This window comes from [Clostridium] hylemonae DSM 15053, from assembly GCF_008281175.1.
GTDB classification, from domain to species: domain Bacteria; phylum Bacillota; class Clostridia; order Lachnospirales; family Lachnospiraceae; genus Extibacter; species Extibacter hylemonae.
Map to the genome: position 1 here is coordinate 1,623,851 of NZ_CP036524.1, position 13,141 is coordinate 1,636,991.

At 50.3% G+C, this 13,141-nt stretch carries 13 protein-coding genes; all 13 read left to right on the top strand.

All coding sequences use genetic code 11. The annotated features are described in order from the left end of the window. Window positions 1–104 precede the first annotated feature (104 nt). The 13 genes from LAJLEIBI_RS07455 to nuoF all read left to right on the top strand — a co-directional run bounded on the left by LAJLEIBI_RS07455 (window position 105) and on the right by nuoF (window position 13,130). The gene (locus LAJLEIBI_RS07455) at window positions 105–572 is read left to right on the top strand and encodes a ribosome maturation factor RimP (RefSeq protein ID WP_006444054.1); all 468 of its coding nucleotides are present in this window, start codon (window positions 105–107) and stop codon (window positions 570–572) included. A gap of 20 nt (window positions 573–592) precedes the next feature. Continuing rightward, entirely contained in the window at window positions 593–1,786 is a 1,194-nt protein-coding gene (gene nusA, locus LAJLEIBI_RS07460; protein WP_006444055.1) for a transcription termination factor NusA, read from the top strand. Between the two features lie 33 nt (window positions 1,787–1,819). Then, on the top strand, window positions 1,820–2,074 hold the full coding sequence (gene rnpM, locus LAJLEIBI_RS07465; RefSeq protein WP_006444056.1) for an RNase P modulator RnpM: 255 nt from the start codon (window positions 1,820–1,822) through the stop codon (window positions 2,072–2,074). Further along, the gene (locus LAJLEIBI_RS07470) at window positions 2,061–2,384 is read left to right on the top strand and encodes a L7Ae/L30e/S12e/Gadd45 family ribosomal protein (RefSeq protein ID WP_006444057.1); all 324 of its coding nucleotides are present in this window, start codon (window positions 2,061–2,063) and stop codon (window positions 2,382–2,384) included. Before rnpM ends, LAJLEIBI_RS07470 begins: the two co-directional genes overlap by 14 nt. Window positions 2,385–2,398: 14 nt before the next feature. Beyond that, a complete protein-coding gene (gene infB, locus LAJLEIBI_RS07475) occupies window positions 2,399–5,236 on the top strand; it encodes a translation initiation factor IF-2 (RefSeq protein ID WP_006444058.1) in 2,838 nt (945 codons plus the stop codon). A 34-nt stretch (window positions 5,237–5,270) separates the two neighbouring features. Further along, window positions 5,271–5,651 carry a 30S ribosome-binding factor RbfA gene (gene rbfA / locus LAJLEIBI_RS07480; RefSeq protein WP_006444059.1) on the top strand — a complete coding sequence of 127 codons (381 nt, stop codon included), beginning with the start codon at window positions 5,271–5,273 and terminating at the stop codon, window positions 5,649–5,651. Further along, entirely contained in the window at window positions 5,641–6,606 is a 966-nt protein-coding gene (locus tag LAJLEIBI_RS07485) for a DHH family phosphoesterase (protein WP_006444060.1), read from the top strand. The genes rbfA and LAJLEIBI_RS07485 overlap by 11 nt, the downstream gene beginning before the upstream one ends. Window positions 6,607–6,613: 7 nt before the next feature. Beyond that, on the top strand, window positions 6,614–7,531 hold the full coding sequence (gene truB, locus LAJLEIBI_RS07490; RefSeq protein ID WP_006444061.1) for a tRNA pseudouridine(55) synthase TruB: 918 nt from the start codon (window positions 6,614–6,616) through the stop codon (window positions 7,529–7,531). A 10-nt stretch (window positions 7,532–7,541) separates the two neighbouring features. After that, window positions 7,542–8,471 carry a bifunctional riboflavin kinase/FAD synthetase gene (locus LAJLEIBI_RS07495; RefSeq protein WP_006444062.1) on the top strand — a complete coding sequence of 310 codons (930 nt, stop codon included), beginning with the start codon at window positions 7,542–7,544 and terminating at the stop codon, window positions 8,469–8,471. 17 nt (window positions 8,472–8,488) lie between these two features. After that, a complete protein-coding gene (locus tag LAJLEIBI_RS07500) occupies window positions 8,489–10,141 on the top strand; it encodes a Na/Pi cotransporter family protein (RefSeq protein ID WP_006444063.1) in 1,653 nt (550 codons plus the stop codon). Window positions 10,142–10,285: 144 nt separating this feature from the next. Beyond that, window positions 10,286–10,552, top strand: coding sequence for a 30S ribosomal protein S15 (gene rpsO / locus LAJLEIBI_RS07505; protein ID WP_006444064.1), 267 nt, complete (start codon window positions 10,286–10,288; stop codon window positions 10,550–10,552). Between the two features lie 215 nt (window positions 10,553–10,767). Next, window positions 10,768–11,241 carry a complex I 24 kDa subunit family protein gene (locus LAJLEIBI_RS07510; protein WP_006444065.1) on the top strand — a complete coding sequence of 158 codons (474 nt, stop codon included), beginning with the start codon at window positions 10,768–10,770 and terminating at the stop codon, window positions 11,239–11,241. Between the two features lie 2 nt (window positions 11,242–11,243). Next, the gene (nuoF, locus tag LAJLEIBI_RS07515; protein ID WP_006444066.1) at window positions 11,244–13,130 is read left to right on the top strand and encodes an NADH-quinone oxidoreductase subunit NuoF; all 1,887 of its coding nucleotides are present in this window, start codon (window positions 11,244–11,246) and stop codon (window positions 13,128–13,130) included. Window positions 13,131–13,141: the final 11 nt, after the last annotated feature.

Sequence of the window (13,141 nt, forward strand, 5' to 3'; positions counted from 1 at the left end):
TTCAAGGTGAACGGTGTTATACTAAGTGACAGTTACATAAAGAAAACGGCAGAAGAGTGAACGAAAGTTCACTCTTCTTTGTTGGTAGGAAAGGAAGTTAGAAATTGTCAAAGAGAGAAATATACGAACAGAAGACGGAAGAGATCCTGCTCCCGATCGTAGAGGAATACGGATTTGAGCTGGTGGATGTCGAGTATGTAAAGGAAGGCAGTACGTGGTATCTGCGGGCATATATCGACAAGCCGGGCGGCATCAATATAGATGACTGCGAGAAGGTAAGCCGTAGGCTGTCCGATATACTGGATGAGAAAGATTACATTGATGACGCCTATATTATGGAAGTGAGTTCCCCGGGGCTTGGCAGGCCGCTTAAGAAAGAAAAGGATTTTAAAAGAAGCCTTGGAGAAGAAGTCGAGATCAGAACCTACCGCATGATGGATAAACAGAAAGAGTTCTTCGGGATACTGAAGGAATATGACGACAGTACAGTTACAATAATGCAGGAAGATGAGACCTTAAAAACATTTGCCAAAAGCGATATCGCGCTTATTCGCTTAGCGTTCGATTTTTAGATTTTAGGAGGAGAATAGTAATGAACACAGAGTTATTGGAAGCGTTAAATATTTTGGAAAAGGAAAAGGATATCAGTAAAGAGACGCTGCTGGATGCAATAGAGAATTCATTGCTGAATGCATGTAAGAACCATTTCGGAAAGGCAGACAACATAAAAGTCATCATGGACAGAGAGACTTGTGATTACAAAGTGTTCGCTGAAAAGACGGCAGTGGAAGAGGTGGAAGATGATCTGGAGCAGATAAGCCTTGAGGATGCGAGAGAGATCGACAGCACGTTTGAGCTCGGGGATATCGTACAGATACCGATAGAATCCAAGTCGTTCGGGCGGATCGCCACACAGAATGCAAAGAACCTCATTCTGCAGAAAATCCGGGAAGAAGAGAGAAAAGTTGTCTACGACCAGTATTTTGAGAAAGAAAAAGATATCGTGACCGGTATTGTCCAGCGGTATGTAGGTAAAAATATCAGCATTAACCTCGGTAAGGCCGACGCCATGCTCACAGAGAATGAGCAGGTCAAAGGGGAAGTGTTCAAGCCGACAGAACGTATCAAGCTGTACGTTGTGGAAGTAAAGAATACGACGAAAGGTCCAAAGATCCTCGTATCCCGGACACATCCTGAACTTGTGAAGCGTCTTTTTGAGTCGGAAGTGACAGAGGTGAAAGACGGCACCGTTGAGATCAAGAGCATTGCAAGAGAAGCCGGAAGCAGGACGAAGATCGCAGTGTGGTCCAACGATCCGGACGTAGATCCGGTCGGCGCCTGTGTCGGCATGAACGGGGCGAGAGTGAATACGATCGTCAACGAACTCCGCGGCGAGAAGATCGACATTATCAACTGGAGCGACAATCCGGCTATCCTGATTGAAAACGCACTCAGTCCGGCAAAAGTCATCTCCGTTATGGCTGATCCGGATGAGAAAGCTGCGAGTGTCATCGTACCTGACTATCAGCTTTCACTGGCGATCGGTAAAGAGGGACAGAACGCCAGACTCGCGGCAAGGCTTACCGGATACAAGATCGATATCAAGAGTGAGACACAGGCGATCGAATCCGGAGAACTGCCGGAGAATTATATGGAACTGAGTGAAGGCGTATATGAGGAAGAGATGTATGAGGATGACTTTGACGGCGAATACACGGAAGAGTATCCGGAGGATTATGATGACGGCGCCGCCGAGGACATAGACGTTACAGATACAGAGGAATAGGGTGATTGTTTGAGCAGCAGTAAAAAGGTGCCCATGCGCAAATGTGTGGGCTGTCAGGAAATGAAGAGTAAAAAGGAAATGATTCGGGTTATCCGGACAGAAGAAGGAGACTTTCTTCTGGACGCCACCGGCAAGAAAAACGGACGCGGCGCTTATGTGTGCCCAACGAGAGCGTGCCTTGACAAGGCGGTCAAAAACAAAGGCCTGGAGCGTTCTTTTAAGCAGTCCATTCCGGGCAAAGTATACGAGACGCTGGAAAAGGAGATGGGGTCGCTTGAGTCAAAATAAGATATTATCCCTGATCGGCCTTGCCACCAAGGCCGGAAAGACGGCGAGCGGCGAGTTCTGTACGGAAAAGGAAGTAAAGTCGGGAAGAGCCGCGCTCGTGATCGTGGCAGGGGACGCATCAGATAACACGAAGAAGAAATTTCAGAACATGTGTGACTTCTATGAAGTGCCAATCTATTTTTATAAAGATAAAGATACCTTGGGGCATGCAATGGGAAAAGAGTTCCGGGCTTCTCTTGCGGTACTTGACGAGGGATTTGCAAAAGGAATCAGAAAGCATATGGATACAGAAGATAATACGATTGCATAAAGGAGGTAGTTAGTATGTCAAAAATTAAAGTTTATGAATTAGCAAAGGAACTTGATGTCCACAGTAAGGATATCATCGAGTTCCTCGGCAAAAAGAATATAGAAGTAAAGAGTCATATGAGCACGCTGGAGGACACAGATGCGGATATGGTAAAAAAGAGCATGGGCAAAGCAGCGGTCCCGGATAAAGCAGAAGCTGGGGACAAAGAAGCAGCCGCGCCTAAAAAGAAAAATATCGTGCACGTGTTCCGTCCGCAGAATACGCAGAATGCCGGTAAACATGGAAACCGCCAGGGCGCGAGACAAGGGCAGCAGGGACAGCAGCCTCAGGGCAAGCCGATGCAGGTGAATAACGGGCGTCCCGCAAGACAGACACAGAGCGCGCGTCCCACGCAGGGGCAGGACAGACCACAGAACGCCCGCCCGGCACAGAGCCAGGACAGACCGCAGAACGCCCGCCCGGTACAGGGGCAGGACAGACCGCAGGGCAGCCGCCCGGCGCAGTCTCAGGACAGACCACAGAATACACGCCCGGCATACCATCAGGACAGACCGCAGGGCGCACGCCAGGCGCAGTCTCAGGACAGACCGCAGGGCAGCCGTCCCGCGCAGTCTCAGGACAGACCACAGGGGGCGCGTCCGTCATATAACCAGGACAGACCGCAGAACGGCCGCCCTGCACAGGGGGCGGACAGAAACGGAAACCGCGGGGAACGCCAGGGAAACCGTCCGCAGAATGGCCGTCCTCAGGGAACAAGGCCGCAGAACGGCCGTCCGTCCTACAATCAGGACAGACCGCAGGGCAGCCGCACAGGGCGCCCGCAGGGAGGCGACAGACCGGCTTATCAGAATGACAGAAATCAGTCGAGAAGACCTGGGGAAAGATACGACCGTCCAAACGATAAAAAGAATACGTCCGTTCCTTCTCCGGCGCTGGAAGGACAGAAGCCGCAGCGCAGCAAGGGCAAAGGAAAAGACGATTATAAGAAGAAAGATTACCGCCGTGACGAGGACGACAGAAACAAAGGCAAGAAACAGAAGACAGATGTCAAGAAAGACATCCAGAAACCACAGCAGAAGGCTGTAAAGGTAGAGGAAGAGATCAAGGCGATCACGATCCCGGAGGTTCTCACGATCAAAGAGCTGGCAGACAAGATGAAGATCGTGCCGTCCGTTATTGTGAAGAAGCTTTTCCTTCAGGGCAAGATCGTTACGGTAAACCAGGAGATCGATTATGCCACAGCGGAAGAGATCGCGCTGGAGTTCGATGTGCTCTGTGAAAAAGAGGAACAGATAGATGTGATCGAAGAGCTTCTGAAAGAGGAAGACGAAGACGAGAAGAAGATGAAGAAGCGTCCTCCGGTCGTGTGTGTTATGGGTCACGTTGACCACGGTAAGACTTCTCTTCTGGATGCCATCAGGCACACGAATGTGATAGACAGAGAAGCAGGCGGGATCACGCAGCATATAGGGGCATATGTCGTTGAAGTCAACGGTGAGCGCATCACCTTCCTCGATACTCCGGGGCATGAAGCTTTCACAGCTATGCGTATGCGCGGCGCAAGCTCCACAGATATTGCCATCCTCGTTGTTGCAGCTGACGACGGTGTGATGCCGCAGACAGTTGAGGCGATCAACCATGCCAAGGCTGCCGGCATAGAGATCGTTGTGGCAGTCAACAAGATCGACAAGCCAAGCGCCAATATAGACAGAGTAAAACAGGAGCTGGCAGAGTACGAACTGATCCCGGAAGACTGGGGCGGAAGTACGATATTTGTTCCGGTATCCGCGAAGTCCGGAGAAGGACTTGAAGAACTCATGGAGATGATCACGCTCACGGCAGAAGTCATGGAACTTAAGGCCAATGCAAACAGGCGTGCGAGAGGTCTCATTATAGAAGCGGAGCTTGATAAAGGAAAAGGCCCTGTCGCCACAGTCCTCGTACAAAAAGGAACACTGCGCGTAGGAGATTCCATCGCAGCCGGCTCTGCTTACGGTAAAGTGCGCGCCATGATGGACGACAAGGGCAGACGCGTCAAAGAAGCAGGTCCGTCCGTGCCGGTGGAGATCCTCGGACTGAATGATGTGCCGAACGCCGGAGAGGTATTTGTAGGATGCGCGAATGATAAGGAAGCAAGAAGCTTTGCAGAGACATTTATCTCACAGGGCAAGGTGAAGCTGCTTGATGAGACGAAGGCAAAACTGTCACTGGATGATCTGTTCACACAGATCAAAGAAGGAAACTTAAAGGAACTTGGCATCGTGGTAAAGGCAGATGTACAAGGTTCGGTCGAGGCTCTGAAGCAGAGTCTTCTGAAGCTGTCTAACGAAGAGGTAGTCGTTAAGATCATACACGGAGGCGTCGGAGCGATCAATGAATCTGATGTAAGTCTTGCATCCGCGTCAAACGCGATCATAATAGGATTTAACGTACGCCCGGATGCGACGGCCAAGGAGACGGCAGAGCGGGAAGGCGTGGACCTGAGACTTTACCGCGTCATATACAATGCGATAGAAGATGTAGAAGCAGCGATGAAGGGTCTTCTGGATCCGGTGTTTGAGGAGAAGGTCCTCGGCCATGCGGAAGTCCGTCAGACATTCAAAGCTTCCGGTATCGGCACGATCGCCGGTTCGTATGTGCTGGACGGAACATTTGAGCGTGACTGTTCCGTACGGATCACAAGAGACGGGATCGTCATTTTCGACGGGCCTCTTGCATCTCTGAAACGTTTCAAAGATGATGTAAAAGAAGTTAGAGCAGGATATGAGTGTGGATTTGTATTCCAGAATTTCAATGATATCAAGGAAGGTGACCTTGTAGAAGCCTTCAAGATGGTTGAAATACCGAGATAACGCATTCATGCGGCTCTGGAAAAGGGAGTAAATAATGAAAAAAAGAAGCATTAAAAATACAAGGGTAAACACAGAAGTGCAGCGGGAGCTGAGCAGCATTATAAGGGGCGGCATCAAGGATCCGAGAGTGGCGCCCTGGACCTCTGTGGTCGCGGCTGAGGTTGCTCCTGACCTCAAGACGTGTAAGGCATATATAAGCGTACTTGGCGACGAGGAAGCGCAGAAGGAGACGATAAAAGGGCTGCAGAGCGCGGAAGGCTATATCCGCAGAGAACTGGCAAGAAATCTCAACATGCGCAATACACCTGAGATAAAGTTTATCCTTGACCAGTCTATAGAATATGGAGTCAACATGTCGAAGAAGATTGAAGAAGTGACGAAAACAACAGTAAAGGATGAGGCAGATGCTGAATAAGTTATTGGCTCAGGCAGATTCTATCGCGATCGGCGGGCATGTACGGCCTGACGGAGACTGTGTGGGTTCCTGTATGGGACTTTACCAGTACATCCGTGAGGTCTGGAAAGAAAAAGCGGTGGATGTATATCTGGAAGATATACCGGATGTGCACAAGTTTATTGAGGCAACAAAGGATATCCGGCATGAGATCGTGCAGGGGAAGACATATGATCTTTTTATCTGTCTGGACTGCGGAGACGCGGACAGACTGGGATTTTCTCTTCCGTTGTTCCGGTCGGCCCGGAAGACATTCTGTGTGGACCACCATGTGAGCAACCGGGAATTTGCAGATGTGAATTATATATTCCCGGATGCCAGCTCTACTTCAGAGCTGGTGTATGATCTCACTGATAAAGACAAGATCTCAACACGGACGGCGGAGGCGCTTTATCTCGGTATCGTGCATGATACGGGAGTCTTTCAGTATTCCTGCGCCTCACCGTCCACCTTCGAGGCGGCGGCAGAGCTGCTGAGAAAAGGGATCGACGGTCCGAAGATCATAGAGGATACATTTTACGAGAAGACGTATGCACAGAATCAGGTACTCGGCCGTGCCCTGCTGGAGAGCATCCTTCTCCTGGAGGGACGATGCATCGCGTCTTATCTCACAAAAAAGCAGATGGAATTTTACGGTGTTACCGCCAAAGATCTGGACGGTATCGTGAGCCAGTTGAGGGTTACCAAAGGCGTTGAGGCGGCGTTGTTTCTGTATGAGCTGGAGCCGAATGTCTACAAAGTCAGCCTCCGTTCCGGGGATATGGTTGATGTGAGCCGTGTTGCCCAGTATTTCGGAGGAGGCGGACATAAAAAGGCGGCCGGGTTCAGTATGACAGGCACACACCGTGACGTGATGAGCAATGTGATAAAGCAGATCGCGCTGCAGCTGCCCGATACCGAAGAAAAGGAGTCATAGAAAACATATGATACACGGAGTGATCAATGTGTATAAAGAGAAAGGTTTTACCTCTCACGATGTTGTGGCCAAGCTGAGAGGAATCACCAGACAGAAAAAGATCGGACATACAGGGACGCTTGATCCGGATGCGGAGGGCGTTCTTCCCGTGTGTATGGGGAAGGCGACACGGCTTTGCGATATGCTCACAGACAAAGATAAAACATATGAGGCGGTCCTGCTGCTCGGGACAGAGACTGACACCCAGGATACATCCGGCGTCATCCTGGCGGGGAAGGATACGTCACATCTGACAGAGGAGACTGTGCGCAGGGCTGTGCTTTCGTTCACGGGGGAATACGAGCAGACGCCGCCCATGTATTCCGCGGTGAAAGTGAACGGAAGAAAACTGTACGAGTTGGCGAGAGAAGGAAAAGTCGTTGAACGCAGTGCAAGAAAAGTCCGGATACATGAAATACGCATTCTTGCTGTTGATCTGCCGAGAGTCAGGATGGAGATCCACTGTTCTAAGGGGACATACATCCGTACACTCTGCCATGATATCGGGCAGAGCCTTGGCTGCGGAGGCTGTATGGAGCAGCTTTTCCGTACGCGGGCCGGACGTTTTGAGATTGCAGAAAGCCTCCGTCTGTCTGAGATCGAGAAGAAAAGGGACGACGGAACGCTTATGGAAGCCGTCGTGCCGGTCGATGAGATGTTTCCGGATTACAGGAAGATCGTTGCCGACGAGAAACAGGAGCCACTTGCGTACAACGGTAATACATTTCCGCACAGAGTGTCCCAGGAAACGGGCGGAGGCCTGGCGGACGGCGAGAAAGTCAGGGTCTACGACAGAGAAGGAAACTTTATCGCGGTCTATGAATACAGGTCCGCAGAGGATAACTTCAGAGTGAAAAAGATGTTTTTTGACAGAAACAGTAAATAGAGGATAAGCTATGCAATATATAAAAGGTCTGGAAGCATATGAGGCGGACGGCCGCAGTGCAGTGACGCTCGGAAAGTTTGACGGCCTGCATCTGGGGCATAAGAAGCTGACAGATATGGTGAAGGAGTACGGCAGGCAGGATGATATAAAAAGTATTGTCTGTGCCTTTGATATGAGCGTTTTGTGGGAAAAGAAGGGAATAAGCCGGGAAGTCCTTATGACAAAGGACGAGAGGAAAAACCATCTGGAGGAAGAAGTGGACTGTCTTGTGGACTGCCCCTTTACAGAAGAATTCAGCCGGATGGAGGCAGAGGAATTTATTGAAAATGTGATCTGTAATATATTCCGTGCAGCTTATGTAGTTGTAGGAACTGATTTCCGCTTCGGCCATGGAAAGCGCGGGGACATACACATGCTGCAGGCATATGCCCGTAAATATGACTATGAGCTCATTGTGATAGAGAAGGAGCGCAGAGAAGGACATATCATAAGCAGCACCTATATCAAACAGATACTGAAGGAAGGAAATATGCCCTTTGTCTGTGAACTGCTCGGATATCCGTACGGGCTTCAAGGGGTTGTGGAGCACGGGAAGAAGCTTGGCAGAAGGCTGGGATTTCCGACGTTCAACGTAGCGCCTGCCAGGGAGAAGGTGATGCCTCCTAACGGCGTGTATCTGAACAGGGTACAGGTCGACGGAGTGTGGTATGACGGTATTGCCAACATCGGCGTGAAGCCGACCGTATCAGATGAGGAGCGGCTGCTTGTGGAAAGCTACCTGTTTGACTATTCCGGGGATGCATATGGTAAAGAGGTACAAATAGAACTGCTTGAGTTTTGCAGGCCGGAACAGAAGTTTGCGGATGTAGAAGAGATGAAGAAATGCGTGGCCGGGGATATTGCCTTTGGAAGACAGTATTTTGAGATGGCGGCGGATTAGGATAGAGGAGAATACAAATGAGTATAACAACGTTTTTCTTACTGCTCGGGGGACTGGGGCTGTTCCTGTTTGGAATGAAGCTCATGAGCGAGGGGCTTGAGAAAGCAGCGGGAGCCAAGATGAGGGGAATCCTGGAATTCTTTACAAAGAACAGGTTTATCGGAATGCTGGTAGGAATTCTGTTCACGGCTGTCGTACAGTCGTCGAGCGCGACGACGGTCATGGTAGTAAGCTTTGTGAATTCCGGTCTTATGAATCTGCTCCAGGCATCGGGAGTAATCCTCGGCGCCAACATCGGTACGACGGTCACCGGACAGCTGATCGCATTTAACTTATCCGACATTGCACCGCTGTTTGTCATCGTCGGTGTTGTCATGGTCATGTTCTGCAAGAAGCTGAATATAAAACGGGCGGGAGAAGTCATCCTCGGTTTTGGAATATTGTTTATGGGGCTTAGCATCATGGGGGACGCCATGTCTTCCCTGCGGGAATCTCCTCATATCGTGGAGCTTCTGAAATCGCTGAAGAACCCGTTTGCGGCCATTTTGACCGGATTTGTCATCACAGCCGTCCTGCAGAGTTCATCCGCCACGGTAGGTATCGTAATATTGATGGCCTCCCAGGGACTGCTGGCTTTTGCGATCTGTCCGTTCCTTATTCTCGGATGCAACATAGGCTCCTGCGTGTCCGCGCTCATCGCGAGTCTTGGCGGAAAGAAAGATGCCAAGCGCGCCGCCATGATCCACTTTCTGTTTAACGTCATCGGTTCGGCGGTCATCCTCATTGTGCTGCTCGTCGGCGTGACGCCGATCACAGATGCGCTGTTCAGACTGTCGGGAGGCAATGCGGCCCGTGCAGTCGCCAATACGCATACACTGATCAAAATATTTGAAGTGATTCTTCTGTTCCCGTTCATGAACTGGGTAGTCAAGGCTACTTACAAGATCGTACCGGGAAAGGATGCGACGTCAGAGGATGGATTCGAGCTGCAGTTTATCGGGGAAGGCTCCATTGTATCTCCGGCGACTGCTGTTGTTGACGGAATCCGCGAGATCGAACATATGGGGAAGATCGCGATCGCCAATTTAAAGACAGGGATGGACGCGCTCTGTTCACTGAATGAAGAAGAGATCAATTTGGTGTACAGCAGAGAAAAGTATATAGATTTTCTGAACAAGAAGATCACGGACTATCTTGTGCGGGTCAACGAGATCGAACTGCCGCTGGCAGATGCAAAGCTCATAGGAGGGCTGTTTCACGTAGTGAACGATATCGAGCGGATCGGCGACCATGCGGAAAATTTCGTGGACTCTGCGAAGATGCGTATTGCGGACAGGGTAGAGTTCAGCGACAAGGCTAAAAAGCAGCTCCATGATATGACTGCCATGGTGACAGAGATACTGGAGTATTCCCTCGATATGTTCACGAACCGCAACCAGGAGCATATGCAGGAGATACTCGACCTGGAAGATGAGATCGACGACAGGGAGAAGAAGCTGCAGCGTTCTCATGTGAAACGTCTCACGAAGAATAAATGTACGCCGGAGGCGGGCATGATATTTTCAGATACGATATCGGGTCTGGAGCGTGTGGCCGATCATGCGACGAATATCGCGTTCGCCATACTGGAACCGGAGGACAACGAGGAGGACGATGAGGAAGAAGAGTAAAGAATGTGAGAAAATACTGCTTTACTTCAATGGTCCTCTGTGATATACTACATGAGTGTAAACAGCCGGCGTTCGGTAATTGGAAGACTCCAACCATTGCTTAATGCCAGGCGGTGCAATATAGAATAACAGGAGGAAAACGTAATGGTTTCAAAAGAGCAGAAAGAACAGATCATCGCTGAATATGGCAGAGGAGAAGGAGATACAGGTTCTCCGGAAGTACAGATCGCCATTCTGACAGCAAGGATCAACGATCTTACAGATCACTTTAAGGCAAATCCGAAGGATCACCACTCAAGAAGAGGTCTTCTTAAGATGGTAGGACAGAGAAGAGGATTACTTGCTTACTTGAAGAACAAGGATATTACAAGATACCGTTCTTTAATCGAGAGACTTGGATTAAGAAAATAATCGGGTTTCGATCAGAAATTGTCTATAAGGGCATTCTCCGCAAGGAGGATGCCCTTATTTTCGTCTTATTCATTTTCATTTTCAATGTATATCGGCAGAGAATGATTATTCTGTATATTTTGTTAAATAAATAACAAAATTCTATTGCAATTTGTACAAATATTAAATATAATAAGCTCAGATTGATAATAAATTAACCAATAGAGGAGGATGACATGTTAGAACAAAGTTATTATGACAAGGCAGATGAAGTGATCGCCTCACATGGCTGCGGCCATGCGTCACTCATTCCGATTATCCAGGACATTCAGAGCGAATACCGTTATCTGCCTCCTGAGCTTTTGAGCTATGTGGCGGGGAAACTCGGTATCACGGAGGCCAAAGCCTACAGCGTTGCTACATTCTACGAGAATTTTTCCTTCGAGCCAAAAGGGAAATATGTCATTAAGGTATGTGACGGTACGGCCTGTCACGTCAGAAAATCGATCCCGATTCTGGAACGGCTTTACAGCGAGCTCGGTCTTTCAAAAGAGAAAGTGACAACGGATGATATGCTGTTTACGCTTGAGACGGTGTCCTGTCTTGGAGCCTGCGGCCTTGCGCCGGTGCTGACGGTGAACGACAAAGTATATCCGGCCATGACACCGGATGCCGCGGCGGAACTGATTCATGAACTGAGAGGAGCTTAGACATGCAGAGGATAGAAAATATAGAAAAACTGGAGCTGGTTCGGGGGAACGCAAAAAAAGCGATAGAACAGAGCAGATGCAGAATTCTCATCTGCGCAGGGACCGGATGCCTGGCCGGTGGTTCGGGAGAAATATATGAAAAGATGAGAAGGCTTACAGAAGAGTGTCCCGACGTAGAAGTGGAGTTTGCCCCGGAGGCGGCGCACGGGGAGAGCGGCGTCGGTGTTAAGAAGAGCGGCTGTCACGGATTCTGCGAGATGGGTCCGCTGATGCGGATCGAACCCATGGGAATTCTTTACACGAAGGTGTCTGTGGACGATTGTGAAGCCATATTTGAGCGGACGATAAAGAAAGGCGATATTATCCGGCATCTGCTGTATAAACAGGACGGCATAGAGTACCAGAGACAGGAGGAGATCCCGTTTTACAAGAGGCAGACAAGGCTGGTGCTGGAAAACTGCGGGCATATCGACGCAGAACATATTGAGGAATACATAGCACACGGAGGGTATAAGGCGCTTGGGAAGGTCCTGTTTGAGATGAAGCCTGAGGAAGTCGTGCAGGAGGTGCTTGACTCCAACTTAAGAGGCAGAGGAGGCGGCGGCTTCCAGACTGGATACAAATGGAGCCAGGTGGCCAGACAGCCCGAGACGACGAGATACGTTGTCTGTAACGGCGATGAGGGCGATCCGGGAGCGTTCATGGACAGGAGCATCATGGAGGGGGACCCTCACAAGATGATCGAGGGAATGATGATCGCCGCATATGCGGTGGGCGCGCAGGAAGGATACATCTATGTCCGCGCGGAGTATCCGCTTGCCATAAGCCGTCTGAAGCTGGCGATCAGGCAGGCGCAGGAGCGGGGACTGCTCGGCGATGATATCCTTGGATCCGGGTTTTCCTTCCGGCTGCATATCAACCGGGGCGCCGGAGCGTTTGTCTGCGGTGAGGGAAGCGCATTGACAGCGTCTATTGAAGGAAACCGGGGCATGCCGAGGGTAAAACCGCCCCGCACGGTGGAGCAGGGGCTGTTTGCCAAGCCGACGGTGCTTAACAATGTAGAAACGTTTGCCAATGTACCTATGATCATCAGCCGGGGCGCTGACTGGTACAAGACGATCGGTCCGGAAAACAGCCCGGGTACGAAAGCATTTGCACTTACGGGAAGCGTGAAAAATACAGGACTTATCGAGGTCCCGATGGGCACGACGCTGCGGGAAGTCATATACGACATCGGGGGAGGGATCAAAGGAGACGGGGAATTCAAGGCGGTGCAGATAGGCGGGCCTTCCGGCGGCTGTCTGATCACGCAGCATCTGGATATAAGCCTGGACTTTGATTCGCTGAAAAAGATGGGCGCCATGATCGGATCCGGAGGACTTGTCGTCATGGACGATCATACTTGTATGGTAGAGGTGGCTCGCTTCTTCATGAACTTTACCCAGAACGAAAGCTGCGGGAAGTGCGTGCCGTGCCGGGAGGGTACAAAGCGGATGCTGGAGATCCTGGAACGGATCGTACAGGGCAACGGCAGGGAAGAAGATCTGGATACGCTGGATGAACTTGCAAGGACGATCACGGAGACTGCGCTCTGCGGCCTCGGGAAGAGCGCCGCGCTTCCGGTTATGAGCACGCTTAAGCTGTTCCGTGAGGAATATATGGAACATGTAGTGGAGAAAAAATGTGTATCTCACACATGTACGGCGCTGCGCAGGTTTGTCATAAGTCCGGAACGCTGCAGAGGATGCTCCAAGTGTGCGAGAAACTGTCCTGCAGGGGCGATCAGCGGAAAGATCAAAGAACCGTATGTCATTGACGACACAAGATGTATCAAGTGCGGCGCCTGCGAGAGCGCATGTGCATTCGGTGCGATCCATATAGAAGCATAGGAGGAAAGAGA

Coding starts and splice junctions, on each gene's coding strand:
- nuoF (WP_006444066.1), top strand. CDS start 11,244: ATGCAGAGGATAGAAAATATAGAAAAACTGGAGCTGGTTCGGGGGAAC.
- LAJLEIBI_RS07510 (WP_006444065.1), top strand. CDS start 10,768: ATGTTAGAACAAAGTTATTATGACAAGGCAGATGAAGTGATCGCCTCA.
- LAJLEIBI_RS07485 (WP_006444060.1), top strand. CDS start 5,641: ATGCTGAATAAGTTATTGGCTCAGGCAGATTCTATCGCGATCGGCGGG.
- truB (WP_006444061.1), top strand. CDS start 6,614: ATGATACACGGAGTGATCAATGTGTATAAAGAGAAAGGTTTTACCTCT.
- nusA (WP_006444055.1), top strand. CDS start 593: ATGAACACAGAGTTATTGGAAGCGTTAAATATTTTGGAAAAGGAAAAG.
- LAJLEIBI_RS07500 (WP_006444063.1), top strand. CDS start 8,489: ATGAGTATAACAACGTTTTTCTTACTGCTCGGGGGACTGGGGCTGTTC.
- rbfA (WP_006444059.1), top strand. CDS start 5,271: ATGAAAAAAAGAAGCATTAAAAATACAAGGGTAAACACAGAAGTGCAG.
- rpsO (WP_006444064.1), top strand. CDS start 10,286: ATGGTTTCAAAAGAGCAGAAAGAACAGATCATCGCTGAATATGGCAGA.
- infB (WP_006444058.1), top strand. CDS start 2,399: ATGTCAAAAATTAAAGTTTATGAATTAGCAAAGGAACTTGATGTCCAC.
- rnpM (WP_006444056.1), top strand. CDS start 1,820: ATGCGCAAATGTGTGGGCTGTCAGGAAATGAAGAGTAAAAAGGAAATG.
- LAJLEIBI_RS07495 (WP_006444062.1), top strand. CDS start 7,542: ATGCAATATATAAAAGGTCTGGAAGCATATGAGGCGGACGGCCGCAGT.